Source organism: Aliirhizobium sp. YIM B11859 (assembly GCF_057163345.1).
Window position 1 is genome coordinate 145,544 of the sequence record NZ_JBXHAY010000006.1, and the last position, 26,918, is coordinate 172,461.

The 26,918-nt window shown below is 58.2% G+C and carries 23 protein-coding genes; 18 read left to right on the forward strand and 5 right to left on the reverse strand.

Going from position 1 to position 26,918, the window contains the following annotated elements:
* Positions 1-290 precede the first annotated feature (290 nt).
* Positions 291-1,022 carry an SDR family oxidoreductase gene (locus AC2GXZ_RS22150; protein WP_483761381.1) on the reverse strand — a complete coding sequence of 244 codons (732 nt, stop codon included), beginning with the start codon at positions 1,020-1,022 and terminating at the stop codon, positions 291-293.
* Positions 1,023-1,107: 85 nt separating this feature from the next.
* Between AC2GXZ_RS22150 and AC2GXZ_RS22155 the strand changes: the two genes are divergently transcribed.
* Entirely contained in the window at positions 1,108-2,061 is a 954-nt protein-coding gene (locus AC2GXZ_RS22155; RefSeq protein WP_483761382.1) for an AraC family transcriptional regulator, read from the forward strand.
* Between the two features lie 94 nt (positions 2,062-2,155).
* On the opposite strand, the gene AC2GXZ_RS22160 is transcribed toward AC2GXZ_RS22155, so the two are convergent.
* Entirely contained in the window at positions 2,156-3,052 is an 897-nt protein-coding gene (locus tag AC2GXZ_RS22160) for an SDR family oxidoreductase (RefSeq protein ID WP_483761383.1), read from the reverse strand.
* Positions 3,053-3,105: 53 nt separating this feature from the next.
* Positions 3,106-3,381, reverse strand: coding sequence for a hypothetical protein (locus tag AC2GXZ_RS22165; protein WP_483761384.1), 276 nt, complete (start codon positions 3,379-3,381; stop codon positions 3,106-3,108).
* Between the two features lie 46 nt (positions 3,382-3,427).
* Between AC2GXZ_RS22165 and AC2GXZ_RS22170 the strand changes: the two genes are divergently transcribed.
* The 13 genes from AC2GXZ_RS22170 (at position 3,428) to AC2GXZ_RS22230 (ending at position 18,845) form a co-directional block, all read left to right on the forward strand.
* Entirely contained in the window at positions 3,428-4,159 is a 732-nt protein-coding gene (locus tag AC2GXZ_RS22170; protein ID WP_483761385.1) for a hypothetical protein, read from the forward strand.
* A 491-nt stretch (positions 4,160-4,650) separates the two neighbouring features.
* Positions 4,651-6,558 carry a ParB/RepB/Spo0J family partition protein gene (locus AC2GXZ_RS22175; RefSeq protein ID WP_483761386.1) on the forward strand — a complete coding sequence of 636 codons (1,908 nt, stop codon included), beginning with the start codon at positions 4,651-4,653 and terminating at the stop codon, positions 6,556-6,558.
* A 790-nt stretch (positions 6,559-7,348) separates the two neighbouring features.
* The gene (repC, locus tag AC2GXZ_RS22180) at positions 7,349-8,626 is read left to right on the forward strand and encodes a plasmid replication protein RepC (RefSeq protein WP_483761387.1); all 1,278 of its coding nucleotides are present in this window, start codon (positions 7,349-7,351) and stop codon (positions 8,624-8,626) included.
* The gene (locus AC2GXZ_RS22185) at positions 8,623-9,153 is read left to right on the forward strand and encodes a thermonuclease family protein (protein WP_483761388.1); all 531 of its coding nucleotides are present in this window, start codon (positions 8,623-8,625) and stop codon (positions 9,151-9,153) included. Before repC (AC2GXZ_RS22180) ends, AC2GXZ_RS22185 begins: the two co-directional genes overlap by 4 nt.
* Positions 9,154-9,502: 349 nt before the next feature.
* Complete coding sequence (locus AC2GXZ_RS22190; protein ID WP_483761389.1) at positions 9,503-9,835, forward strand: DUF736 family protein; 333 nt, start codon at positions 9,503-9,505, stop codon at positions 9,833-9,835.
* 112 nt (positions 9,836-9,947) lie between these two features.
* Positions 9,948-10,151, forward strand: coding sequence for an antitoxin VbhA family protein (locus tag AC2GXZ_RS22195; RefSeq protein WP_483761390.1), 204 nt, complete (start codon positions 9,948-9,950; stop codon positions 10,149-10,151).
* A 66-nt stretch (positions 10,152-10,217) separates the two neighbouring features.
* A complete protein-coding gene (locus tag AC2GXZ_RS22200; protein ID WP_483761391.1) occupies positions 10,218-11,261 on the forward strand; it encodes a Fic/DOC family protein in 1,044 nt (347 codons plus the stop codon).
* Between the two features lie 227 nt (positions 11,262-11,488).
* A complete protein-coding gene (locus AC2GXZ_RS22205; RefSeq protein ID WP_483761392.1) occupies positions 11,489-12,367 on the forward strand; it encodes an ArdC family protein in 879 nt (292 codons plus the stop codon).
* A 383-nt stretch (positions 12,368-12,750) separates the two neighbouring features.
* On the forward strand, positions 12,751-13,959 hold the full coding sequence (repA, locus tag AC2GXZ_RS22210; RefSeq protein WP_483761393.1) for a plasmid partitioning protein RepA: 1,209 nt from the start codon (positions 12,751-12,753) through the stop codon (positions 13,957-13,959).
* Positions 13,956-14,972: a plasmid partitioning protein RepB gene (gene repB, locus AC2GXZ_RS22215; RefSeq protein WP_483761394.1), complete on the forward strand. Its 1,017-nt coding sequence runs from the start codon at positions 13,956-13,958 to the stop codon at positions 14,970-14,972. The genes repA and repB overlap by 4 nt, the downstream gene beginning before the upstream one ends.
* Positions 14,973-15,128: 156 nt before the next feature.
* Positions 15,129-16,343, forward strand: a complete 1,215-nt coding sequence (gene repC, locus AC2GXZ_RS22220; protein ID WP_483761395.1) for a plasmid replication protein RepC — start codon at positions 15,129-15,131, stop codon at positions 16,341-16,343.
* A gap of 379 nt (positions 16,344-16,722) precedes the next feature.
* Positions 16,723-17,406 (forward strand): hypothetical protein, encoded by a 684-nt coding sequence (locus tag AC2GXZ_RS22225; protein ID WP_483761396.1) that lies wholly within the window; start codon positions 16,723-16,725, stop codon positions 17,404-17,406.
* A gap of 23 nt (positions 17,407-17,429) precedes the next feature.
* Entirely contained in the window at positions 17,430-18,845 is a 1,416-nt protein-coding gene (locus AC2GXZ_RS22230) for a hypothetical protein (protein ID WP_483761397.1), read from the forward strand.
* A 93-nt stretch (positions 18,846-18,938) separates the two neighbouring features.
* Here AC2GXZ_RS22230 and AC2GXZ_RS22235 read toward each other — a convergent pair whose 3' ends face one another.
* Together AC2GXZ_RS22235 and AC2GXZ_RS22240 are read right to left on the reverse strand one after the other, a co-directional pair.
* Positions 18,939-20,093 (reverse strand): site-specific integrase, encoded by a 1,155-nt coding sequence (locus tag AC2GXZ_RS22235; RefSeq protein WP_483761398.1) that lies wholly within the window; start codon positions 20,091-20,093, stop codon positions 18,939-18,941.
* Positions 20,093-20,380: a DUF7673 family protein gene (locus AC2GXZ_RS22240; protein WP_483761399.1), complete on the reverse strand. Its 288-nt coding sequence runs from the start codon at positions 20,378-20,380 to the stop codon at positions 20,093-20,095. Before AC2GXZ_RS22240 ends, AC2GXZ_RS22235 begins: the two co-directional genes overlap by 1 nt.
* A 178-nt stretch (positions 20,381-20,558) precedes the next feature.
* Between AC2GXZ_RS22240 and AC2GXZ_RS22245 the strand changes: the two genes are divergently transcribed.
* From AC2GXZ_RS22245 to AC2GXZ_RS22260, 4 genes are all read left to right on the forward strand, one after another.
* On the forward strand, positions 20,559-21,689 hold the full coding sequence (locus tag AC2GXZ_RS22245) for an RHE_PE00001 family protein (protein ID WP_483761400.1): 1,131 nt from the start codon (positions 20,559-20,561) through the stop codon (positions 21,687-21,689).
* A 242-nt stretch (positions 21,690-21,931) separates the two neighbouring features.
* Positions 21,932-23,869 carry a sucrose-6-phosphate hydrolase gene (locus AC2GXZ_RS22250; protein WP_483761401.1) on the forward strand — a complete coding sequence of 646 codons (1,938 nt, stop codon included), beginning with the start codon at positions 21,932-21,934 and terminating at the stop codon, positions 23,867-23,869.
* A complete protein-coding gene (locus tag AC2GXZ_RS22255; RefSeq protein ID WP_483761402.1) occupies positions 23,866-24,996 on the forward strand; it encodes a phosphoribosyltransferase-like protein in 1,131 nt (376 codons plus the stop codon). The genes AC2GXZ_RS22250 and AC2GXZ_RS22255 overlap by 4 nt, the downstream gene beginning before the upstream one ends.
* A gap of 7 nt (positions 24,997-25,003) precedes the next feature.
* Entirely contained in the window at positions 25,004-26,917 is a 1,914-nt protein-coding gene (locus tag AC2GXZ_RS22260; RefSeq protein ID WP_483761403.1) for a hypothetical protein, read from the forward strand.
* Position 26,918 lies beyond the last annotated feature (1 nt).

Below are 26,918 nucleotides of genomic sequence, written 5' to 3' on the forward strand. Positions count from 1 at the left end.
AGCACGGAACGCCCTCTGCGGGGGCAGTCGGTCCCGCCTTCCGCTACGCTTCTCTAGTCGGGGGGCGACGTCAGGTTTTTTCCGTCTTTCCGTAGTTAAGGGAGGGCGTCGTTGCAGTCGCCCCTTAACTGACGTACCGTCGAGTGGTTGGCTCTTCGGCGGAAACGGGCGCCGGATCGAGCAGATTTTTTGCCCCGCGGCTTAGGCAGTTAAGAACGAAGCGAGGTGCTCAAGGTCGACTTGTTTTTTGATCTGGACGTTATGACAACGTTTTTAAGTCGCCCTTTCGCCTAGCCTTTGAAACTTCCGCCGTACTGTTCGGGGACGAGGTCTCGTTCGGCCTCGCCACTGCGAACAATCGAAAGGATTGCGTCGGCTACGAGATCTGAAGAATGCGCCATCGACCGTGTGTGCGCCTCCTGCGTCTTCGCCATATCGCCGCCCGACCTGACCGAGCCGTAGAACTCGGTGCTTGTGATCGAGGGATGGATCGTGGAGACGACGATGCCAAAGTCGGCGAGCTCCAGGCGTGCGACACTGGAGAGCATGTTGAGCGCCGCTTTCGAACTCGTGTACGCCGCGGAACCTGGATAGACCGCAAGCGTCGCGCCTGAACTCACGTTGACGATGCTTCCGCGACCACGCTCACGCATCCCAGGAATGACCGCCTGCATCGCGACCAGCGGTGCGACCGTATTCAGGTCGAGCACCGCTCGGAAATCATCTGCAGCGATGTCGCCGATGTTCGCATGGAGGCCTTGCCCAGCATTGTTGACGAGAACGTCGATCTGGCCAAACTCCTCGATCGCGGCGCGGACTGCCGCATCCACCTGAGCGGGCCTTGTGACATCACACTCGACTGCAAGGGCATTCCCCAGTTCTTCGGCGATCGCGGCGAGACGATCCTTTCGGCGGGCGAGCAGGACGATCTTCGCACCGGCCATGGACGCCGCACGTGCCGTGGCTTCGCCGATACCGGACGACGCTCCCGTGATCATGACAACGGCATTTCTTAATTCCATTGAAGGCATCCTTGTTCGCTGTAAGGCACGGTCCCCGACATGGGTCCGGCAGTTGCAGGAATTAAACCGAGGCCGGTTTTTTTGCGTGTCCGATCTGACCTGTTATTTGCACGATCCTGCTTTCTGCATTGATCTGGTGATCTCGACATGCGATTGGCGATGTATGAGTCAGACCATCGACAATCTCAAGAATTCCGTGCTTAAGAAGTCCACAGGCACACTTACCCGAACGGGCGTGCCGCGCGTGGACATCCTCAACGTTGCCGAGCCCACCGAACTCTTCCCAGAGATCTACCAGCCTCTCGTTAGCCTGATCCTGCAGGGCAGGAAACGACTATCGATTGGAAGCGAGGTTTTGGAATACGGGCCGGGGGACACGTTCATCGCTTCCGTGGAACTTCCTGTCGTTGGGGAAGTGGCTCAGGCCAGTCCGTCAGCGCCCTACCTAGCCCTCAGTCTGACTTTCGATAGTGTTGCGGTTGCGGACCTGTTGAGGGACGTTGGCGGCCAGTCCGAGATGAGCGACACGCGAACTTTCAGTATCCATCAGGCGAGTGAAGATCTGCTCGATACCTGGAGCCGGTTGCTGCATCTGGCAGACAGGCCCAACGAGATCAGCGTTATGGCACCCATGCTGGAACGCGAAATCTTGTTCAGACTGCTTCTCGGCCCGCAGGGAGCCATCCTGCGACAAGTGGCGAGCGTCGATAGCCGCTTCTCCCGGATTAAAACCGCCCTCGCCTGGATCAGAAGAAATTACGCAGCGCCATTCCGGGCAGATGATCTCGCACGGATTGCAGGAATGAGCGTATCCGCCTTTCATCGTGCCTTCAAAGCGAGCGTCGGCCTCTCTCCGCTCGAGTACCAGAAGCACATCCGGCTCTACGAGGGTCGCAGAATGTTGTTCGCATCACCTGGAAACGTAGGCGCTGTCGCTATTAATGTCGGCTATCAGAGCCTTTCGCAGTTCACGCGCGAATACACCAGGATGTTCGGCACACCGCCAGCCCGTGATGTGAAAAGCTTCCGGCACAAGTAACGCTTTGTTGCAATTGCGCGACTGCGCCATGCCTAGTGGTCGCCTTATGTGCGCTTCTGGCGCAAACCGGAAGACCGCCTTCGGCCCGTTGTGGTCATTGCATGATCAGGCCGCCATCAACAGCGTATTGGCTCCCCGTGACGTAGGATGAGTCCGAAGACAGCAGGAAGAGGGCGACGGCGGCAGCCTCCTCGGGCTTTCCAACCCGGCCAAGAGGCACCTGGTCCACAACAAAGCTCTCGAAGCCTACGCGTGCTTCTTCAGGCAGAAAGCTCCGGAAATTCGTCTCGATCGGTCCCGGCACAAGCGTGTTTACGCGAATTCCACGCGGTGCGAGAGCAGAAGCCCACGACCTTGCCATCGCCACGACGGCCCCTTTGGTTGCCGCATAGAGGCCCGTTGCCGCCGCACCTTCGTAGGTTGAACTCGATGATGTAACCACAACGGATGCCCCGTCCGCGAGGGAGGGCGAAAGAGCGGCGAGCTGAAGCATCGGACCGCGTACATTGGTTGCCATCATGCGGTCGAATTCAGATGCGACCAATGCTTCCGGCGATCCGAGCCTTGCATAGGCGGCATTGAGCCACAGGCCATCCAAGGGTCCGACAGATGCCACGGTCTCCGCCAGTGCTGCGGCAGTCGGATCGGCAGCGTCGTTTTGAAAGACCAATGCCTTGTCTCCAAGCTCGCGCTTTGCGGATTCCAGGCGTTCCTCGTTCAAGCCCGTCAACAAAACCGTACCGCCTTCGGCGATCACACGCCGTGCCCCGGCCAATCCCATACCACTAGTGCCGCCGGTGATTAAAATGCGTTTGTCGCTGAAGCGGCCCATCGTCATCTCCCTTTGGAATTTCGTCCTGAAACAGCGCTTCTTACGCAGGTTCCACCATTGCTGGCAATAACTGCAATCGGCCCGTTGCTGACTTACTTTGATGCGGTGATCGCAACCCAGGTGGTCGGCTTGGGGTCGGGGCGCTATGCGCCAGAACACGGTACGCCCTCTGCGGGGGCAGTCGATCCCGCCCCCCGCTGCGCGGCGCGATGCTAAGGCTCCTGCGGCTGCCCTCGATCCGCCGATGACGTGTCGAGAATTCCCGAAATCCCGCTTTGCGGCGCTATGCTGATTTCTCCGATGTTCTTCATCTTCTGTCCCGGATCTCGGCCTTGCGCCGCTTGATCCGGGTGGTAGCGGCGGCGAAATCGCCGCTCTTCAGGTGAGATCGGATTGAGATAGAGCTGCCCGAGGCGCGGAGCGCTCATCACTCGGAGCGCAGCGGGCAGATCAGTCGGCGAGCCAAAAAATCTGCGGGTTGCGGCCATGGATTCAGTTTTGTAAAGTTCCGAATAATGGAATGAGGGTCACCTGATGACAGACAAATCCTTCGAAAATTACGCCAAAAACCGCGTACGGCTGACCCCCGAAACCCTTACCGAAAAGTATTACGGCCTGGCATTCGGCATGCCATTTCTGCTCGTTCTTTCGTTAGGTGTGATGTGGATCGCTGTTGGCTTGAGGATCGGCCACTCAAGCTATGAGACCGCCGAAAATGTCGCCTCTGCGCGCATGATCGGCGTAATGGCAGCCGTCTTCGTCTGGGCGGTTGCCTTTTTGACCAACCTTGCCGACACCGGGAACGGTCTGTTGTGTAGGATAGGCCGTCTGGTAATGCCGGTTGTCGATGCGATGAACATCGGGAACGGAGTCCGGCGCTATGCACATGGTCGAGCCAGGATCAATCCGCGCGAACTATACGACAAAGCAGTTGCGTCGAAGGCGCGCACCAGAACCATGGAAACAAGGCTCGGCCTGCCATGGCGCCGACAATCGGATCCTTATCGGACGCGTCGTTATCTGCAAGTTGTATGGTACGGCATTTCGTCTGTGGGGGTTTATCTTGTCGTCGACTTCTTCTGGACTCTGGGCCACATGCCGGATGTGATCCAGCTTCCATACCTCTTCACATTGCTCACCGAGCTTTTGTGGTACCTGGCCGTCGCGATTTTTGTCCTCTTTGCTATTTCGAGTTTCATATTGTTCCTTGTCGATGAGCCCGACGAGTTTCTTAGGGACGCGGATCGTATCTTGTCGTGGGCTTGAGCGTCGAAACCGGAAATAGACTGTCCATCGGGCTTTAGCTTCCCGGCACATCACGTCGCACTGAAAGTCATTGCGATGCATTGAGATCTGCAGGCAGAGCGGAGCGCTCATCACTCGGAGCGCCGCCTGCAGATCAGTCGATGGAGAACCGGCTTGCCGGTTCGCTTCCGCACAGCGCGTACGGGGGGCCGGACGCACATTTCTTCCATTTCCTAACCGCTCTTACGACAGGCTCCCGATCGCGCCAATGGGCAAGCGCGCAAGCGCCGTCGCGCTATTGGAAAAACGGCTTTCAGCACCAGGGCGCCGAACCTTCCGTTTTTCCACCATCACGCCCCATGACCCGAGCGAAAACCTGGCGGGAGCGGGCTGCGCCCTCCCCCTTCGTTCCGCCGGATGTGGGAGCACATCCTTCGGAGCCGAAGGCTGAAAGGCTTCGCCCACTGGCGGGGCTTGCTTCCAAAGACCTTGGAACCTTTGGAGATCGAACCATGACCGACATCATTGCCATTGCCCTGAACAAGCTCGACATCGATCCTATGAATGTCCGCAAAACCTACTCGACGGAGAGCATCGAAGGACTTGCCGCATCTATTTTGGCCAACGGCGTCATTCAGAACATTGTCGTGAGGAAAGCGCCGAAGGGCCGGTTCTTCGTCACCGCTGGTGGCCGACGTCTTGCCGCGTTGAAGCTTCTCGCAGAGCGTGACCAGATCGCCAAGGATCACCCGGTCAATGCGTTGGTGAAGGATGTGGACGAGGCGACCGAGATCAGCCTGACCGAAAACGTCATGCGCGAGGACATGCACCCTGTCGACCAGTACGAGGCCTTCAAAGTAATGGTCGATGCGGGCAAGTCCGTAGCCGATGTTGCGGCAAGTTTTGGCGTGACTGAGATCATCGTGCGGCGTCGGTTGGCGCTGGCAAAAGTTTCACCTGTCCTTCTCGACCTTTACCGCAACGACGAGATGGACTTCGAGCAGTTGAGCGCCTTCACCCTTTCCGACGACCACGAGCGTCAGGAACAAGTCTGGAACTCTCTCGGGTCTTGGAGCCGTCATGCGCATCACATCAAGTCGGCGCTGGTGACCGACGAGGTGGCGAGCAGCGACAAGCGGATCAAGCTGATCGGTGGCCTCGACGTCTTCGAGCAGGCGGGGGGAACTGTCCGCCGCGATCTCTTCGATGAAAACCGTGGTGGTTATGCGCTGGATGTCTCGCTGATCGACCGTCTGGCGATGGAGCGGCTTGAAGCCGAGGCCGAACCATTCCGGTCGCATGGTTGGGGTTTTGTCGAGCTCGGCTTTGAGCGTCCCGACTGGATTTACAGCGTGCCGCGCGTTTATCCGACCGAGGTGGAGCTTTCTGCCGACGAGCAGAGCGAACGCCTGCAGTTGTGCGCTGAGCATGACGCATTGGTCGAAGCCATCGACGGTGAGACGGCCGACGCGGATGCAAACGAGCGTATCAATTCCATCAATGCCCGGCTCGATGTGCTGGACGAAAAGCAGAACGCCTTTACCGACGAAGACAAGGCACGCAGCGGCGTCGTGGTGGTGATCGGTTACTACGGCAAGGTTGAGATCATGCAGGGCATCGTCAAACCCGGTGAGGATGGCGAGGAAGTCGGTCTGGACGACCACATGATGGGCGAGGCTGTAGCCCCTGTGCTCGAAGAGGATGATAGCCCGAGGCTCAAGCATTCGGCGGCCCTGATCGAGGATTTGACCGCGCAGAAGACAGCGGCGTTGCGCGTAGAGCTGACCAACAATCCTGACATCGCGCTGGTGGCGGTGGTTCACGCCATGCTGCTGCGTGTCGCCTATGACGGCTATGTTGCCAACCAGACCGCCTTGCAGCTGTCTTTGACCCATGAGCGTGTCGAAGGGTCGATGAAGCAGCCCTCTGCCTGCACCGCATCCGACGCTTTCGACAATCTGCGGGAAAATTACAGCCACACGATCCCGGGCAATCCCTCTGACCTCTTCGATTGGTGCCTCGATCAGAGCCGTGACGAGCTGCTCATGCTTCTGGCCTATGCGGCAGCCCATAGCCTGAACGCGGTGGAGAGGAAGTTCACCGACAGGAAGCAGCTTGAACAGGCAAACCAGCTGGGCCGCGCGCTCGGTGTCGATATGGGGGATTGGTTTGAGGCCACCGCCGAGACGTATTTCGGGCATCTCAACCGTCCGAGCATTCAGGCGGCGGTCGCCGAGGTGCGGGGGGCAGACTATGCCGCTGGCATTGCGGGGATGAAAAAGGCCGAGGCCGCTGCCTATGCCGAACGTGCAATCAAAGGATCGGGTTGGCTCCCGCCGATGGTTCGTATCGGGCAGGACCTTGGTGAAGAAGGTGCTCCCAGTGTTGCGTCCGAGGCATTCTCCGTCGCGGCCGAATAGGTCGTTTTCCATCACCGGTCGTGGCCTGCGCCATGGCCGGTCCATCCGAGAAAGGATGTCTGATGGTCGACGACGAGTGCGATCCGACGGATGCGGCAGAGAGATGCTGCAACCTCATACAGGCCTATTTGAGACGTGACGCAGATGTAGAATGGACAGAGGTCGAGACGGCACTCGACATCGCCTTGACTGCTTTTGGCCTGCCGCGTGCGAATGCCAACGCGGCTACATCAGCCTCATAGACGTCAACACTGCATCACCGCCCGCCATGGTTTTCACCATGGCGGGCTTTCTGCTTGTCGCCGCGGTTTCTTGGGCCATCGCTCGCCGGCCTTGAGAGGAAGCCCGAACCCCTTCCTCTCAAACTCTCCTCCCCACCCATTGGAAAAATAGAACCATATTGGCGTCGTTTCTCATCCGCTGCGTCCCGAAATGGTGTCTCACGTTTTCGCATAAGGTGCTGTAAATGCCGAGCTAAGTGCGCTTATGATCGGGTGTCTCTGGCCCGCGACGTCCGCGCTCCTCGGAAATGTTGCACCAATTTGATTATTCGGGCTATGTAAATGCGGTTCGGGAACATCGAGGTTCGCGACTCACGCAGTGACTCATTTTGGAGATCGAAGCCGGCCCAGAAAAGCAAAACCGCTCCCGAATAAAATCCGGAAGCGGGTCTGTAGAAAACAAATAAGCCAAAACTGTTTTCGCAGACCCTCCCTCCCATGTCAACATTCGTGACGCCATTTCGGTGAACGGAGAAGCTTTGTCTGGTCCCAGGACGGGAGACGAGACAATGGGGGAAACCCTTGCACCAAAGCGGCGCGCTGGCCGCAGAATGACGCGCGAGCGAGCCGAGTTTCGGCAACTCGCGCAGTCGACGGAAGTCGGGACGGTGACGCGCGGCCAGTTGGCTATCCTTGCCCAAAGCCTACCCTGCACGGGGCTAATCACCGCAACCGAGAGCCACCTTCTGACCACGATCATCAACACGGCGCGCGCCGATGCCTTCGACCGATCCGGCCGCCCAATCGTCTTTAAATCGAACCGCCAGCTCGCCTTCGAAATCAATCGCTCGCCCGGTCGGGTGAGTCGCATCCTTTCTCGGCTGTTCGACGCCGGAATGATCACGATGCAGGACAGCGCCAACCTGAAACGCTACCCGATTCGTGACGAAGACGGTGACATAGCGGACGCTTGCGGGATTGATCTACGCATTCTCATCGCACGATACGAGGAACTCGATGCGTGCGTGCGACAGAGCCGGCAGGAACGACGCGTTTGCGACGCAGCCGCCCGGCGGTTTCGGGCCGCGTTGCGGGGTGCTCGATCATCGCTTGCCAATGGGCAAGGGGTATCGGCCAGCAAGATTGCGAAGCTCGCCCGGCGGGTCGATCGGATTGCGGACTTCGTTGTGATGGTCGCCAGAGCCGGCGTCGACCTGCTTCGCAGGGCAACGGTTGTTCTTGACCGCCTGGTCGCCAGACTGCTGGGGGCAGATCGCCAAGGATGTGCTGAAACAGACGACGATATGACATGCGCGGATGCCGGAAACGACACGCACAGACAGATTACAACTCCCCATCCTCTTGAAGACAGTAAGACGGAAATGCGTTCGGCTTACGCCGAACAAGTTTTGCCTGATCTGGCCGGCTCTGCCAGCGAAGGGGCTTTGGAGAAAAGCCTGAGGCGAGGCTGCGGGGGAAGCAACAAGGAACCTGCCGTGCGGCAAGCCCTGGTCGGGTTGGATGATGTTTGCCGGGCAGCGCCATCGCTTTTTGCATATTTCCCCTCCCCTCTCCGCAGCTGGTCTGATCTCGCTCGGCTTACGCCTCACGCCTGCCGGATTGCCGGCGTCTCGGAGGACGCGCGATTGCGCGCGGTCGAAACCATGGGCCAGCAGGCGGCCGACGTGGCGATTGCGATCACCTTTGAGAAATATCATCGCCAGGAGGTCAGCTCGCCCGGCGGCTATCTGCGCGCCATGACGACACGCGCCGCGTCAGGCGGGCTTCACCTTTCCCGATCCGTATTCGGGCTCGCCGCCCGAAACAGCATGGAGATATCCCCTTGAGATCAGCGATCCTCAGCCTCCTCTACATCGTGCTTACATCCGCCTCCCCTGCCCTATCTTCGGAGATTGCCGGCCGGGCACGCGTGATCGACGGTGACACAATCAGCATTCGAAAGACCCGCATCCGGATTGCAGCGATTGACGCATGCGAACGAGATCAGACCGGCCTCAAGGAGGGTCAGATCTGGGCATGCGGGATCGAGGCGCGCCGCAGTCTTGCGCGAATGATCGACGGCCGGCACGTTCGATGCATACAAGTCGACACCGATCAGTATCGGCGGGTTGTCGGCCAGTGCTTCATTGGAGGGGAGGATATCGGCCTCGAGATGGTCAAGCTCGGACAGGCGGTTCTCTTGCTGCGCTATCTGCCACCCTCACATCCACTCGATCTCGCTGAATACCATCTGGCCGAGGATAATGCCCGTCGGTCGGGGCGCGGCGTTTGGACTGCAAGCGTGGAACCGCCGGCGGTCTATCGGCGAAAGCGTCACGCGATGCAGTCCACAACAGCTGCCGACGGTGAATAGGCGGAACCAATGCGGTGCGATTTACTGGCAATATGTGGCGAAAAGCGCTTGAAATGCCGAATTTCGACATCATAATGATGCAGAACAAGGCGGGGTCATTGTGGCGATGAATGGTGAATGTGCCGGACTGCTCAGGCTTCACCCCTTCAAGGCAGTTGCTTCGATGTCCGTTCGCACGGCTATGCGGTTGTGCGCAATGCCGCCGCGATCCCAAATTTCCCCGCCTTGCGGCTCCTCGCGCGCCAAATTTGGGCCACGTCTGGCCTCCTCCGCTTCGCTTTGGCCTTCGGTGCGCACCGCCTATGCCGTGCCTAACGATCATCGCAACCACCCAGAAGGAGTGAAAAACATGACCATGACCAACTTCATCCAGTTCACCGCCGACGACATCGACACCGCCACCGGTTCCGGCCTCATCTCGACGATCGATCGCGATCTCGACATCAAGGTTACGCCTTTCGACAGCGCCAATGAAAACGCCCCGACGCATCGGGTCTACGCCAAGTCTCCGCGCGGCCACGACATCGAGGTCGGCGGCATCTGGAAGAAGCTCAATGCCGAAAAGCGGCCGTACTATCAGCTGTCGATCAAGCGCCTTGGCTTCAATGCCAATCTGGGCCGCTATCCCGGCCAGGATGACATAGCCCTGCAGGCGATCATCGAATGGGAACCGCGGGCCTGACAATCCCTTATGGCCCGGCCTCAGTCGGGCCATGAGGCCCAATCGAAAATCCCGCAATGGTGGATTTTCCACCCGCTTCATGATAGTGTGCCACAGAACTGGAGTATGCCCGATGAACCTTCATTCCCTTCGCCCGGATCGTTCCCCGGAGGCCGTTGCTGCCCGCAAGCGCGCAACCGACCAGGCGCGTGCCATGAACGTTCGCCAAGGCTATGTCCACGATCCGCTTCTCGAGGATGCCACTGCGTCTTATGTCGCTGGCGATCTCACCCGCGATGAATATCGCGCCCGCATCATGCCGGCATCCTCTCGCTGAAACCCACCACCACGAGGTGGCATTGACCGCCCGCGTCTCGCGGGCGGTTTTTTTTGATGGTGCGCAATGGCTGACGATCGCCCGACAGGGTCCTACACCTATCCCAATACGTCCGAGGATCCCGACCTACGGGACGTGCTGCGCAACAAGCAGGATATCCGGTCGAAAGCGGAGCTGCGCACATTCGAGTATCGGGCGACGGCGTTTCGGATTGCCGAAATTCTCGAAGGCGACGGCCCGGTCGGCCGGTTTGACGCGGCTCATCTGAAGGCGATCCATGGCCACATTTTCCAGGATGTCTATGAATGGGCGGGTCATACCCGCAATGAGAGTCCCATGGTTGATGGCCATCGTGTCGAGCCGATCGGCGGGCTTTCAAAAGGAGAAACGGCCTTCCTTCACGGATCCCGTATCGAGATGGGCCTGAATGAAGCCCTGAAGCCGATCAGCGATGCGAATGCTCTTCGTCGCGCCTCTCGGGAAGAATTCATGACACGGGCGGCACAAGCGCTCGGCGAGCTGAACTACGTGCATCCTTTCCGCGAGGGAAACGGCCGAACACAGGAAACCTTCGTCACCATGCTCGGCGCACGGTACTGGCATGACATCGATCTCACCGTCATCAGCAAGACGCGCATGATCGAGGCCTCGATCGCCTCGACCAATGATCCGGCGAGCCCGGCGCTCAGACATGTCCTGGAGGATGCGATTGAGCCGAACCGGCGCGAAGCATTACAGGCAGCCTTCTCCGATCTCCGCGAGGCGGGTGAAGATCCGTTCGAGCACTATGTACGCACGGCCCGGATGGGCGAAGACGTTACGGGCCAGGTTCTCGGTCACGACAACCGTGTCGCGACGCTCGTGACGGATCACGGCATCGTCGCGGCCAATCGCGCCGATCTCCCTCACGAGCTTCCATCCGAAGAGGACGTCGTGCGCTTTACGGCGCGCTCCGACTTTTCCACGCTCGGCCGTGCCGAGCAGGCCCAGGATGCAAAGCACCAGCAGCAGGTGGGACCAGAGCAGGCTGCGAATGACCACAGCGTTCCTGACCGCGCGCCGGGCGCGGGCCGTGACGGCGGCCGGGATGACGACGACTTCGATCGATAATGGCGGTAAGGCGTCGAGCTGTTCGATGATGGCTCGGTGGCGGCAAAGCAGCAGCCACTGGTCTGCGCCCTCCCCTGTCTCTTGGGTTGTTTGACGGTCAAGCTACGACAGCCCCTCCCCCGTTCAACCGCGTGCGCGGTCCTCCTCTCCGTTGCGGCCCTTCGGGTGAACGGCATCGCTTTGGCTATCTCCGGTTCTTGCCGTCAACCAAGAGACAGGAGACGGCCATGCAGACCAACGATACCTACCAGCGCATCACCGACGCGATTATCGAACAGCTCGAAGCCGGCACCAAGCCTTGGATCCGGCCATGGCGTGGCAACAGCCGCGGCTCCCAGATCCCGCGGCGCGCAAGCGGCGAAGCCTATCGCGGCATCAATGTCCTGATGCTCTGGCTGTCCGGCCAGCTTAGCGGCTATGACGAAAACACCTGGATGACATATCGTCAGGCGGCCGAGCACGGCGGACAGGTCCGCAAGGGCGAAAAAGGCACCCTCGTCGTCAAATACGGAACCTTCACTCCGAAGGAACGCGAAGACGACGAGCAGGGAATCCCGTATCTGCGCGGCTACACGGTCTTCAACGTCGAGCAGATCGACAACCTTCCGGAACGTGTCACAACCCCGGTCGAGCCGGTCATTGCGGAGCCCATTCCGGTCGACGACCGGGCCGAACGCTTCATCGAGATGACGGGTGCGGCGATCACTTACGCCGGCACGCAGGCCTGCTATCGGCCGGCACTCGATGACATTCTGATCCCTGCCCGCGAGCGGTTTCACGACGAGGTCCATCTTTACAGCACGATTTTTCACGAAATAGGCCACTGGAGTGGTGCCAAGCATCGTCTCGATCGCGATCTCTCCGGTCGGTTCGGAAGTGCAGCTTACGCCGCAGAAGAACTCGTCGGAGAATTGTCTGCAGCCTTCGTCTGCGCAGACCTTGGGATCGCCCACGATCCCCGCGAGAACACAGCCAGCTATATCGAAAGCTGGCTGAAGATCCTCAAAGCGGACAAGCGTGCGATCGTCACGGCCGCAGCCAAGGCTCAGGCCGTAGCGGATTACCTCCACAGCCTCGTCGACAGGGATCGGGTGGAGGCCGCTTAGCGGCCTCTCACTTCGGGATGCACGGCTCCAGGCCGGCGGCTTACCAATCACGCAAATCCATGTCGCGATATACGACTCACCCCGTGGTGAGTCGTATGATTCCTGCTCCTGCAGCGCGATGGGATAAGCGAATCCGCCGGCCTCAAAAGTTCTCGACTCTTTTTTCGTGGTAGGTTGTCTGACGGCGCGATTCCCCGCAATCGCTTGTTGCGCTTGGTTTTTACGCAAGCAGGCGGCAGGAAAGCACAGCAGAACCAAGCGCTTGTTAAGACTTCGTTAACCTTAAATAGCTTGCCGCCACATCAAAATCGATGCTTATTACCAGTAGCGGAAAACACCAGACTTTTCGTAGTTAAGCGCTAATTCGAGATTGACGGTTCAACATGGCGAAAATCGCGACCAAAATCGCTCCTGTCGATGAAGACCTGATGGGCATCATCACGCGGCATTCGCTTGCGCTCTCGGAGCAGCTGCAAGACCACCACCTTGCGACTTTCCCGCCCGACGCCACGAAAACCATCCGGAATTTTCAGCCAGCGGAGGCTGCGAAGCTTCTCGGTGTCAAAGAGGTGTACCTTCGACGCCTTTCTAACGAGGTGCAAGGTCTGCAGGTGACAACCGGATCGGGCGGCCGACGGACCTACAGCGTCGAGGACATCGCCCATATCCGCAAGCATCTCGACGAAGTCGGGCGCGGGTCGCGGCGGTATTTGCCGCATCGGCGGGATGACGAAAAACTTCAAGTCCTTTCGGTGATGAATTTCAAGGGCGGCTCGGGCAAGACGACGACGGCTGCGCATCTCGCGCAATATCTCGCGCTTCGCGGATATCGCGTTCTGGCCATCGACCTTGACCCGCAGGCCAGCCTCTCGACCCTCTTTGGGGTACAGCCAGAAACACTTGAACCCGGCGAAAGCCTATATGGTGCCATCCGCTACACGGATCCGCGGCCAATGGGCGAGATTATCTCGGCAACCTATATCCCGGATCTTCATCTCATTCCGGGCAATCTCGAACTGATGGAGTTTGAACATGAAACGCCTGCCGCGCTGATGAAGCGCAAGGCCGGTGACACCATGTTCTTCAGCAGGATTGGAGAGGTCCTGGGACAGGTCGCTCACGCCTACGACGTCGTCGTAATCGATTGCCCTCCACAGCTTGGCTACCTGACGCTGTCTGCGCTTACCGCCGCTACATCGGTCCTCATCACCGTCCACCCGCAGATGCTGGATGTGATGTCGATGAACCAGTTTCTAGGAATGATGTCGGAGCTCCTCCGGGAAATCAAAGCTGCCGGCGCAGACTTCACCTACAATTGGATGCGCTACCTGGTGACCCGCTTCGAACCCAGTGACAGCCCTCAAAACCAGATGGTCGGATACCTGCGGGCAATCTTCGGTGAGAATGTCCTGAATTTTCCGATGCTGAAGACGACCGCTGTTTCGGATGCTGGATTGACCAATCAGACGCTTTACGAGGTGGAACGAGCACAATTTACGCGCGGTACTTACGACCGCGCGCTTGAGTCGATGAACAGTGTGAACGACGAGATCGAGTCCCTGATCAAGAAAGCATGGGGTAGAGCCGCATGAGCCGCAAAGACATCCTCCGCGTCCCGCAGCCAAAAGCTTCTTCCGAGCTGACGCCTTCGAGACCTCCGAGGGCCAAGGTTCTTCCAATGCTGAACGCAGAGGCGCCGCCGGCAGCATCGCGACTGACCCATCAGGTCGGCACGGCGTTGGCCGAGGGGAAGGCACGTTTCGAGAAGGCAGAAGAGATTGAGCGTCGGCTGGCTGAAGGTCAGGCCGTCGTCGAGCTGGATACAGACGAGATAGATCCTTCATTCGTGCAGGACAGGATGGACGGTGACATCGAGGGGTTGCTCTCCTCAATGCGGGAACAGGGACAGCAGGTTCCGATTCTGGTTCGCCCTCACCCGGAGCAAACCGGCCGCTTTCAGATCGCGTTCGGTCATCGACGTTTGCGGGCCCTCAAGCAGCTTGGCCTAAAGGCGAAGGCTGTCGTCCGCGACCTGACCGACGAACAATTGGTGATCGCTCAGGGACAGGAAAATAACGAGCGTCAGGATCTGACATTCATCGAGAAGGCCCGGTTTGCAGCCCGCCTCAAAGAGAAGTTTTCCCGCGACGTAATCATCGCATCGCTATCGGTGGACAAAGGCGACCTGTCAAAGATGCTTGCTATTGTTGATGCCCTGCCAGCCGCTTTGATTGACGCGATCGGATCAGCTCCCGGCGTCGGTCGTCCGCGCTGGTTGGAGCTTTCCGACTTGGTCGAAAAGTCCCCTACCCCACAGGCAACCGTCGAATACGCAGTGTCTGACGAGGTGAAGGTTCTCGGTTCGGAGGATCGCTTCAAAGCTGTCATTTCGCACCTCAAACCGCGCCGAGTGGCAAAGGGCGCCCCTGGCATCCTCGCTTCGCCATCTGGCGTTCGATTGGCTGAAGTGAAGAACAGCAAGGCAAAGCTCGAAATCACCGTCGACAAGAAGTTGTCGCCGGCATTCGCAGCTTTCATTCTTGAGAAATTGCCGACGCTCTACGAAGAGCATCTGGCCGATGACCAACGGAAAAACGGAGAGTAAGCCGGGAAAAGAAAAAGGCCCCAACAGCGTTGCCACCGTGGAACCCAATTCTATCGTCGTGAGAAACATAGAATCGCACTTCCACGAATCCTCGTCAAGAGTCTTGGCACCACTTTGGTGAGCGGATTTCTTTTGCCTTCTGAAAGGTGAGAGACGATGCAGACTGGAAGTGTAACGACGCCGTTCGGGCGGCGACCGGTGACGCTTGCCCTCGTGCGACGCCAGACGGCGATGGCCGAGATCAAGCAAGGCAAGACCGCCGACAAATGGAAGGTCTTCCGGGACGTGGCTGCAGCCATGGATCCGCTTGGGATCCATTCGAATAGTGTTGCCGTTCTTGACGCGCTGCTGACGTTCCATCCGCAAAACGAACTGTGTCAGGACGACAGTCTGGTGGTCTTCCCGTCGAATACCCAGCTCGCGTTGCGGGCGCACGGTATGTCGGGAGCCGCCATGCGGCGCCATATTGCTATCCTTGTCGAGGCGGGTCTCATCCTCCGCAAAGACAGTCCCAACGGCAAACGCTACGCGCGGAAGGATCACACGGGCGAAATAGAGACTGCATTCGGTTTCGATCTTTCACCGTTGCTGGCGCGATCAGAAGAACTCGCTCTAATGGCGCAACAGGTTGCCACTGACAGGGCTATTTTCAGAAGCACTCGGGAGACTCTGACCATTTGCCGCCGTGACGTGCGGAAGTTGATCACGGCAGCCATGGAAGAGGGCGCTGACGGCGACTGGCTTGCGATCGAGGATATTTACGTTGGTATCGTAGGCCGGATTCCTCGCGTTCCGACTTTGTCGACCATCGCTCCAATCCTCGACGAAATGCAGATGCTGTACGATGAGATCATTAATCGCCTGAATGATCAGGATGAATCTGAAAATAAGAGCACCAATGCTGATCTTAACGAGCAGCACATACAGAATTCAAAACCAGAATCCTTAGATGAATTTGAACCTAGCTCTAGAAAAGAGCAGGAGGCAAAGTCGAGCAAGACCAGTGGCCGCATAAGCGAGCCGTTAAAGGCTTTCCCGTTGGGTGTGGTGGTGAAGGCTTGCCCCACGGTCATCGATTACGGCCCTGGCGGTGAGATTGGTAGCTGGCATGATCTGATGTCAGCCGCGGTGGTGGTTCGATCCATGCTGGGCGTCAGCCCGTCAGCCTATCAAGAAGCCTGCGAAACCATGGGGCCTGAAAATGCTGCGGTGGCTGTCGCATGTATTCTGGAGAGGTCCGCTTTTATCAACTCGCCAGGGGGCTATCTCCGGGATCTGAGCCGACGGGCGTCGCTCGGCGAATTTTCACTAGGCCCGATGATCATGGCGGCTCTGAAGGCGAACAACCAGTCAGGATTGAAGACAGGATAACTGTTGGCAGGTGCCAACAGAGGCAACCATATGAAATGACGTCACTTTTCAGGATGCACGTTTTCGTATGTGCTAGAGACGGCGAAATCTGTGGTCAAAAGTGAACTTACACGGTCGGCGGGACATCCGGGGCTTCGAAGCAAGAAATATCTAGGTGACGATAGAGCGCGAATCGCGGATATCGCCGTTCACGGGCGTCGTGAACATGTCCCCGCCGTGAAAGCAGTGGCGTGCAGTAATATCTACGCTGCTGGTGGTTGGCATTAACCGTGAGAATGCGGCCGCTTCTGTTTTGGTATGCGGTTGGTTCGGCAGTTGGAGGTTTTTCGTATCGCGACCTTCAGCCAGCCCCATAGCGTCGTAGGGAGATTTGAGGGTCGTGAACGGTGATGCAATTGATGATGATACCCGAGTTCAATGCTTGAGATTATTCGAAGCGTGCCTTGCGCAGATACGCAGCGGTAAGCCTGGTCCAAGCCTCCTAACGTCCAGGGAATTCGAGGAGACACTGGTAACGCTGTGTGAGCAGCTGCGCCGTGGTGCGCAAGTTACGGAAGAGGATGAGCGCCCCCGGCTGTACATGAAACTCATCGTCAAAGCCGGACTGGACGAGGCTAGGGACGGGCTGGCGCAGCTTAGAAATTGGCTGAAGGGTTCAACGGAAATCGTCATCTGCGATCCATATCTCATGAGGTTCACGGAGTCCGAACTTTACCCTGACGTTGCATCGTATGCGGCTGGACTGGCCAAGCTCATCCCGTCTTCTGCAAAGATCTTGGATCTTTACACGAATGGTTATGAGAACGCAGTCCGCCCAATTGTGCGAGACGCGCTCAAACAAGGCCGCAACTTGAGGCATTTCAGCACTGACAAGCTGCACGACCGGTTTATCTTGAAAGATGGGACGGACGGGAAAGCTATAGGGACATCATTCGGCGGCTTCGGTCGTAAATTTTTTGGAATGCTGGATCTGGAGCCGAAAGACGTCGCTGTCCTTCTGGACGAGTTGCGCGCCTTGTGCCCCACCACTGTCCTTAATGGGCGGCATCGCAATCGACAATGAACTGTCTAACGTTGGGGGGAGTAATGGCAAAGGCGCTGAGTAAGGCAAGGTTTGATCTGTTTGCGATAGGCACTCGTCGGTCCCAAACTTACCTGATGACGGAAGAGATTTCGTACTGGTCAGACCTGGACGAAAACGTCGTCGGGGTCGTCTTTCGGGATATCACCGACAATGACTTCGGTTGGGCTTTGATGGTTCGAGACAAACTGGGCCGCTTTCGAAGTGTTGACCTCAACGTGAGCGTCGACAGTCCTCGCAGAGCTGAAGCAGAGCTGCGTCTTCGAATTTCTGAAGTTAGCCGCAAAGAGGATTTGGCTGAGTTTGGCATCCAGGGCGACGAAACAAATTCGGCTATCGATTTGCTGTCGATCTTGCCGGGGACGAATGACGGTCAATTGCACCCCTATTTTGTCGAGCTGCTGAAACAGCCAGGTCGCGCCCCAGCCCGCGCTGTATTGCGCGAAATCGGGCCATGGCTGACGGCGACCGATCCCCATTTTGTAAGAGAGTTTCAGCGGCACCAGTTTGATCAGCGGCTATGGGAGTTGTATCTCTGGGCTGCCTTTCGGGAGGGTGGTTACGACGTGGAGCACCTGGAAGCACCCGACTACCGCGTGAGCCGACCCGACGTCGCTTTTACAGTGGAGGCAACGACCACAGCGCCGTCAAAGGACGGTGTGCTGGCAGACCACCCAAACCCACAGACACGAGCGGAAATGGCGGCTTTCCTAAAAGACTACATGCCGATTAAGTATGGGGCGTCCTTGACCAAAAAGCTCGGCCGCAGGTCCGCCACGGGCAAAGCGTACTGGGAGGAAACCGCAGCGCAGGGAATGCCGTTCGTGATTGCGATTGCCGATTTTCACAAGGAGGCAACGGAGACTGAGCTCGGTTCGATGACCTACACCCAGTCCGCAATATGGCCCTATCTCTACGGCTTCACCGCCGATTGGAAACTGGTCGATGGCAAGCTAGAAATCACTCACCACGACCTACAGAGCCACACCTTCAAAAGCAAAAAAATCGAGTCAGGTTTTTTTTCGCTGCCTGATTCCGAAAACGTTTCAGCAGTGCTTTTTTCGAATGCCGGGACAATCGCTAAGTTCGACAGGATCGGCATATTGGCTGGATATAATCCGCCTGACCATCGCTACCTGCGAACCGGCTTCCGTTACGATCCTGATCCGAACGCGGTCAACGGCATACCGTTCGTCGAGGAGGTGGGAGGCAATGATTATTACGAAGGCTGGGCAGACGAACTACAGGTGTTTCACAACCCTAATGCACTCATTCCGCTACCGCGGGAGGCTTTTTGGGGCCTTACGCAGCATTATTTCGAGGAGGGGCAGTTGGTCACATATGGTGGCGCTGGCGCCGTCATTTCCTCCTTCACATCAATACTTCGTATTGTTGACGAAGATGAACAAAAAACGGGTTGAGCCCGCTGCGCTCGCATCGAGACTGTTTGTTCGAATGCCCGCCCGAAGCGGTCGCCGCCGCGTTAGATCGCCGGCCTAAACATATGCCAGCACTTAGAGCATTCGCGCAGCCCGTCCGCTACGCCGCGTCGCGCTGTTATAATAGCTCGAGGCTTGCTGCACCGATCGATGCCGTGTTTGCTCCATAGCCTCGGGCAAGGGGATACCCCGATTGGCCGCTTCGGTCAGATATCCCGATCGCAGTCCATGTGCCGAAAACTCTCCACTTTCCAATCCAGCCATCTCCGCCCGCTGTTTTACGATCGCATTGACCGACTGCGGATCGAGCGGACGCTTGGACACGGTGTTCCATCGACCAATCCCCCGAAACACACTGCCATTGTCGATCTTGGCCGCGGCGATCCACGCGTTCAGCGCCTCGACCGGCCGGCCCGTCAGATAGACGACATCATCTTCTTCGCCGCTCGTGGTCTTTGTCCGGCCGAGGTGGATGGCAAGCGAGGGCAGGGGAGGGCTGCCCGCCGCCTCGATCGGCGGCTCTACGCTCAGCTGTTCGCACCGCAATCCCGCGATTTCGCTGCGCCGGCGGCCCCCGGAGGCAAAAGCGACCATCAGGATGGCGCGGTCCCTGACGTCGCGCAGGCTATCGGTCGAGCAGGTGGCGATGAGCTTCGCCAAGATATCGCCGGTGACCGCCTTGGCGCTCTTTCGGCTCCTCTTGCGCGGCACGGCGCGCACGGCGAGCCGGATGGCGGATTTGAGGGGAGGGGAGGCGAAGGCTCCATCAAGGCCGCGCCATTTCGTCAACGTCGACCAGTTGGCCAATCGTCGGCGCACGGTTGCCGGCGCATGCGGGCCGGTCGATTTCAGAAAACTTTGGCCGCGAAGGTTTTCGTCGACATCGGCCGGCATGCCGTGATCGGGATCGGTGGCGCGCTTCTGCGGATCCCAGAGATGATGGGCGACGAATTTGAGGAGCAGTGCCTCGGGCGCCGGCCAGGGCAGCGATCGCTTTGTCGCGGCCAAGGCCCAGGCTTCGATATAGGCGAGATCGGATGTAATGGCGCGCAGCGTGTTGGCGCCCATGCCTTCGTCGACGAGATGGCGCAGCGTCTCGATGTCGTGATCGGTGAGCAGCTCGGCCAGCTCGTCGCGTCGATCGATCGGCAGCACCGATGCAATCGTGTCGAGCTCGACGGCGCGGCGCTCGACACCGGAAAGACTGGCAGCTTCGCGGGTAGGCGCCATCAGGCTTTTTCGACCTGCGGCCGCCAGCGAGCAATAATCTGTTCTATCTCGCTGCGATAGTCGTGGGGATAGTGAAGATCCTCTTCGCGCGCCAGCCAGGTGAAGACGGTCGCCATGTCCTCGGCGACTTCGCGATCGACATTGGCGAGATCCGTGAGATCGAAGCCGCCATGCACGTCAGCGTTCCACCAGGCGAGGATGAAGTTTGCGACGCGCCGGCCCTGGCCGGAATCCTGGTGGGCGATGTTGAGCAGCTTTTCGAGGGCGAAACGGACGCGATCTTCCATGGCGAGGGCCTTTGCGGACAGTGGATTGCGCGACGATAGAGTGATTTGCGACTCGTGTCGATCTACCATCGATAAGAGGTTGTTATCGATTGTTATAACCTCAAACTGCAATCATACCATGTGGCGAACTGCAATATCAATATAGCGTTCGTGTAAGAGATCGTTTACCATAAAATCAATGGCTTACGATGTGTCGAAAATCAGCATTTCAAACTTGATGGGGCCCGCTTTTGACGCGGGTATCGCCTTGACCCGTCTCGACGAGCGGATTGTGCGCTCGCCCGTCGGCGCCGGCTTTCTCGAGCGGCAAAATTTCGCCGACGCGTGCGCTTCGCTATGGATCGATGGCGAACTCGTCCATCTCGAGGACCTCGTCCTCCACGACGCCTTTCGTGATACCCGCACCCCAACCCACGAACTCACCATCGCCCGCGACGTGCTGCGCACCCGCCGGCGGATTTCTGGGCAGTCGCCGGACTGGGCGCTGTCCGCAGAGGGTATCCGAACCTTGCGACAAACATCGGACATCACGTCGGCGGGTGCGGGCGAGGTGGAGACGGCCGGCGTCATTCGGCCCGCGGCCGCCCTCGATACGGAAGGGGAGGGGGACGATGCTGACGACACGGAGAATCTGCCCGGCGTCGACTATGCCGCCATCGATGCGGTGCTCGCCCGATCGGAGGCTGCGATCGAGAGTGCCAAACGGCCCGGCCGCGGCAGCGTTCAAGAAAAAGATCCGATGATCTATGATCTCGACTGGGACGAGGATGCCCGGCTCGACGAATGGCGCGGCGTGCTCCGCCAGGCCGAACACTTGCCGGCGATACTGCAGGCTATCGTCGCGCTAGATGCCTGGAACGAGCTTTCCGTTCTTCAGCACGCGCCGTGGCTCGGCCGGCTGTTTGCGGCGTCGATCCTGCGGGAGGCCGGCATCACCACCGGCGCGCATCTCGCCGCCATCAATCTCGGCCTCAAAACCATCCCCGTCGACCGGCGACGGCATCGCGATCGGGAAACCCGGCTGCTCGCCGTCGTCCACGGCCTTTTGGCGGCAGCTGAGATCGGCATGAAAGAGCATGACCGGCTGACGCTGGCCAAAACGATGATGGACCGAAAACTGGAGGGGCGCCGCACGTCTTCAAAGCTGCCGGAGCTGGTCGAGCTGGTGATGGCAACACCGCTGGTGTCGGCAGGGATGGTCGCCAAGACGCTCGAGGTCACGCCGCAGGCGGCGCGGCGCATCGTTTTGGAGCTCGGCCTGCGCGAGATGACGGGGAGGGGGAGGTTTCGGGCGTGGGGGATTATTTGAAGAGCGCCGATCGTAAAATGGCAAGCATCTCCCGGTCGGCGTTGCAGTTGAATCGAAAAAAGACAGCAACCTCGTATAGTTGTTGATGACGCTTTTCTCGTCGCTCAGACGTGTTGTGTATTGACCCATTTTCTAAGACGCTCTCGAACAACGGGAAGGGCCGAAGCATTCTGTTTCGGACGCCTTCGCCCATGGGTTGGTCATGCGACGCGGGGTGGGGACAAAGCCTGCACGGGGAGTTCATGGCAAAGCCTTATGCAACGGAAATAGCAAGCCTAGAGGCGACATTCGCTTGGGCTAAGACTGAAGATATTTCCGATCTCAGATTGGCCGTCCGAACCGCAGGCCTTGCTCCTCTCCAGGCTATCGGATCTGGGGGATCGCTGACTGCAGCACATGCGGTCGCCAGCCTCCATCAGACCTACACTGGCCGTATAGCAACTGTGTCAACGCCGCTTGAAGTCGCTGCTGATCCGCTGGTTGGTGTGTCGCATTGGCTTCTAAGTGCCGGAGGCGGCAACGTCGATATTATTGCCGCTGCAAAAACGCTTCTGGCGCGCGAACCGCGGCAACTCGCGGTTATGTGTGGGCGAGCAGACAGTCCGCTTGCCGATTTGTGTCGCCGGCATCCCTTCGTTGATTTTTTGATCGCGCCCACGCCGGCGGGCAAGGATGGATTCTTGGCGACCAACTCCTTGCTGGGGTTCGTCTCGCTGCTAGCCCGGGCCTATGCACTTCAGTTCGGCTCTAAGGATGAGTGGGAAATGGTCTCGGCGATCGTCGAGAATCTAATGGCTGGTGAGAATGATGCCGTGAAATTATGGCGGGCAGAGACTGAGAAACTGTGGTCTCGGGGGACGACGCTTCTTATTCACGGTCCGACGACGAAGGTTGGGGCCATTGACCTGGAATCGAAATTCACCGAAGCGGCGCTGGGTAATCTACAATTAGCCGATTATCGGAACTTCGCGCATGGCAGGCACCACTGGCTTGCTAAAAGGGGAGAAATCAGCGGTGTCCTCGCACTGGTTTCGGACCACGACCGTTCCCTGGCAGAAAGAACGTTAGCCCTGATTCCTCAGGATGTCCCGATGTCAGTGATCGACCTTGGCGGACCGCCTGTCGCTGCGATGCTGTCTTCCCTGTTTGCCGCCTTGAGGATTACCGAATGGGCCGGCGCGGCCGTGGGAATTGATCCCGGCCGGCCGGGGGTCCCAGATTTCGGGCGCAAGCTGTATAATCTTACTCTTCCGCGCCACAAGAGAACGCAGCTCGCTGTCGCTTTGAGCCCGCGTGAAGAAGCCGCGATAAGCCGCAAAGCCGGAAAGCCGCCGGCGAGCATGGATGCCCGCGAGCTCACCCGTTGGAAAAGCGCGTTGACGGCCTATCGCAAGCAGCTTCTTCAGAGACGATTTTCGGCCGTTGTCTTCGATTATGACGGCACTCTCGTCGATACGAGGCACCGCTACCAGCTGCCCCGAGCGGACGTTGTGAACGAGCTTGTCCGGATCTTGAGGGCCGGTGGCCGCGTGGCGATGGCCACGGGGCGCGGTTCATCGGTAAGGAAAGATCTGCGCGCGGTGTTGCCGGCTGAATATTGGAGCGAGATCCTAATCGGCTATTACAACGGGGCGGAAATCGGAGCGCTGAGCGATGATGCTACTCCGGATGGTTCGGCCGCGTGCTGTACTGAGCTGTCGGCTCTGGCGAATGCTTTGCGGAATCATCCGGAACTTGCCGATTTTACGGAACAGACTGATCGGCAGTTTCAGATCACGCTGGAGTCGAAGGCGGACATGGGCGAGGGAAGGTTATGGGACATCGCCCACCAAGTGATCATGGCGACGGGGAGTTCTGGTGTGAAAGTTACCCGTTCTAGCCATTCGGTGGACATCATTGCGACCCCGGTCTCGAAGCTAAATGTCATCGATAGGCTGAAGAAAGAATTGGGGCCGTCGTCGTTTTTGTGTATCGGCGACCGCGGGCGGTGGCCGGGCAACGACTACGAACTCTTGCACGGCGAGAATACCCTCAGCGTGGACGAAACGAGCATTGATCCGGCCAGTTGTTGGAACCTCGCCGATGTTGGACAGCGCGGCGTTCAAGGGACCTTGGAATACATACGGCTTATCGATGTTGTGGACCGGCAGCTTGGCTTTCCTAAGGATGCACTGAAGTGAACGAAGGGCTCGGGCTGCGGATATTGGGCGAGATCATGGCTTGGGACGATGACCAGGCACGGCGGGAGTTTAGCTGGCTGCGTCTGATGTCAAAGCTGAAGTACGACGGCTATCGGGATTTCCAGGCAGGTATGCGCTTCATTGAAAGCCTCGGGACATGGCTGCAGCAGTTCGATGCCACGGAGCGGCGTACGGCCTACGAATTCGTCCGGCGATCGCTAATCTACATCGGACAAGGCGAAATGAACCGGCTGGTTGAGCAGTTCTACCCCCTAGTCGTGCGCGAGCGCATTATCAGTATGGTGGCGGCGGAAAAGGCGATCCCACGTTATCGAGTGCATGTCGATAGCGGCGCGATGGACGCTGCGGATCGCCTGCGGCGGCAGACTTTGTTCATGGGCCTGAGCGATGGCGCAAGGATCGACGGGATCAGGCACAATAATGTGGGTATTTTGACCAATGAGCAGTTCGTTCTTGCGACACAGCTCGATGAAGACAAGTGGCAGGATTTAGTTGACGATCTACGGAAGGACCTTGACGATCCAGACGCCCAGTTCAGGCTCGTCTATCTAATTGACGATTTTGTCGGAACGGGAACATCATTCCATAGATGGAACGAGAAAAAGGGAAAATGGTCTGGCAAGCTTTCCAGATTTAAAGAGTCTCTTGAAAATGCAGTCGAGGCACTCTCCGGGAAACACGTGTTCTCGCCCGACTGGGAGCTGTGCGTTCACCATTATATCGCAACCGATGCAGGTTCGCGGGAGATGGTCAAACGGGTAGAAGATGCCAAGGCATCGCTGAAGACAGATGGCTGGGCGGATACGATCAATTTCTCTTTCGGCACCGTGCTGCCGCAAGATCTTCCGGTCGATAAGAATTCGCAGCGCTACGCCGAGTTCATCGCGCTTACCCAGAAATATTATGATCCCGCCGTCCAGACGGAGCACACGGATGTCGGTGGTGTTGAACATCTCGGGCTTGGCTATGGTGGGTGTGCCTTGCCAGTGGTTCTCGAACACAATACGCCCAATAATTCCGTCGCCATTCTCTGGGCCGAGACCGAGGGCGGTGAAGCAACGCCGGCGATGCGTCCGCTCTTCAGGCGAAGACAGAGGCATTCATAGGATCACCATGGTCAATCCCTTCGAGAAGCGCGCAACTGAATACCTTAGGGACGATGAAGCATTCCTTGCTGTCGTCACGCCCGAGCCCTTGGCTACCTTCTTCCAGAAACCCGCGGAAGAAGGAAAACTCTACGATCGATTGACCATGATCATCGGGACGCCAGGAAGCGGGAAAACGACACTTGCGCGGTTGTTTCAATATTCGACCCTGCGAACGCTTTTGCGCAATCGCGGCCAAGACATCTATGATGATCTTATCGATACTCTTACAGTCTGTGGGGCGATCGAGTCTAGCACGCCAGCCGTCATCGGCGCGCGCCTGCCGCTGGAAGGAGAGTATCGGGAATTTTGGGAGTTTCCGTATCCGGACGATTTGAAGGGTGGATTGATGACCGCTCTGCTGCAGGCTCGGACGGTACTTGCGTGGATCAGAGACGTGCAGTCAGCTGGCGCGTCCATCGATGACATCGAAATCGTCGCACGGCCAGATGCCGAGGCCGCGCTGACGGCGATTGGCGGGATAGGAGCCCGGGGCCTGCTTGAGCGGGCGCGGGAGATCGAACTTGCGATCTACAACATTTCTGCCGCCTTGGTGCCGCCCGACGTCGAAGAGATCGACAAGGAAGTTGCAGCTGCGGCCTATCGCCCGTTCGACGTGATTGAAGCCTTTCGGCTGAAAGAAAACGACCGCACCTTCGTACTTAAGCCGCTAGTGATCTTCGATGATGCACACAGCCTGCATCCTGCCCAGTTTCAGGCCCTCCAGCGCTGGCTCAGCCGACGGGAATTGCGCGTATCGCGCTGGGTTCTGACACGCCTCGACGCCTTGACGCCGGCCGACGTGCTCGTTGAAGAGATCGAGGTCGCACAGGTTGACGAGCCAGGTCTCAAGAGATCGCGGGAAACCACCACTATATGGATGCAGAGCGGAGGCGATCGCCTTAATCAGCGCCGGGCGTTCCGTAAAATGGCCAAAGGCATGGCCAATCGCTATCTGGCTCAGATGGATATCTTCCATCGCCGAAGATTGAACGATCTTGGAAATCTTCTCGCGACCTACATCGAGCCGATCTCACAATCGAAATTGGAGAAGCTTGGCAGCCAAATCGACAGCTTGCAAAGGCGCTATAAGATCACAGCAGAGCGACGCATGGGGCTTGAGCAGGACATCGCCGCTTATTTGAGTGATACAACTGAGGACTGCGAAGAGGTGCGCCTCTCGATGCTTGGTGTGCTCTTCCATCGTTATGCGAAGCGTGTCCCGCAACAGGGGCTCTTTGATGAGGCAGGGCATGACGCCGAACCTTCGAGGCCGCTTGTTGCTGACGACAAGGTTTTTGAAGGTGCCAAAATCCATCTCCTCCACAAGCAAGACAGGCCCTACTTCTTCGGCATTGATCCGCTTTGCGACGCGGGGTCCGAAAATGCCGAACAGTTCCTGCAATTGGCGTCACGCCTGGTCTCTCAATCCGAAACGCAATTGATCCGGTCTAAGCCGGCGACCTTGAGCGCGAGCTCGCAGCATACGCTTCTGAGAAGCAGAGCGGCTGAAATGATCCGCGAATGGGATTTCCCACATCAGCAGCAGGTGAAGAAACTTGGAGACGGTATTGCTGCTGCTTGCGTAAAAAAGAGCCTGGAGGGGAACGCTTCGCTCGGAGGCGGAGCGAATGCTTTCGGAATACCCCAGGAGGAGTTTTACGAAATACCACGGACCAATCCGGAACTTGCTCGAATCCTGCAGTTTGGGGTCGCCTATAACGCGTTCGTCCTTGTTCCCAATCATGGAACAAAGAAACGCCTCTGGGTTCTTGTCGAACTAGGGGGCGTGCTTCTGCTTCAACATGGGCTAACCCTCAAGCGGGGCGGCTTTCTCGAAAAGCGGACGAACGATCTCGTGCGTATTTTGAATGAGGATTGAA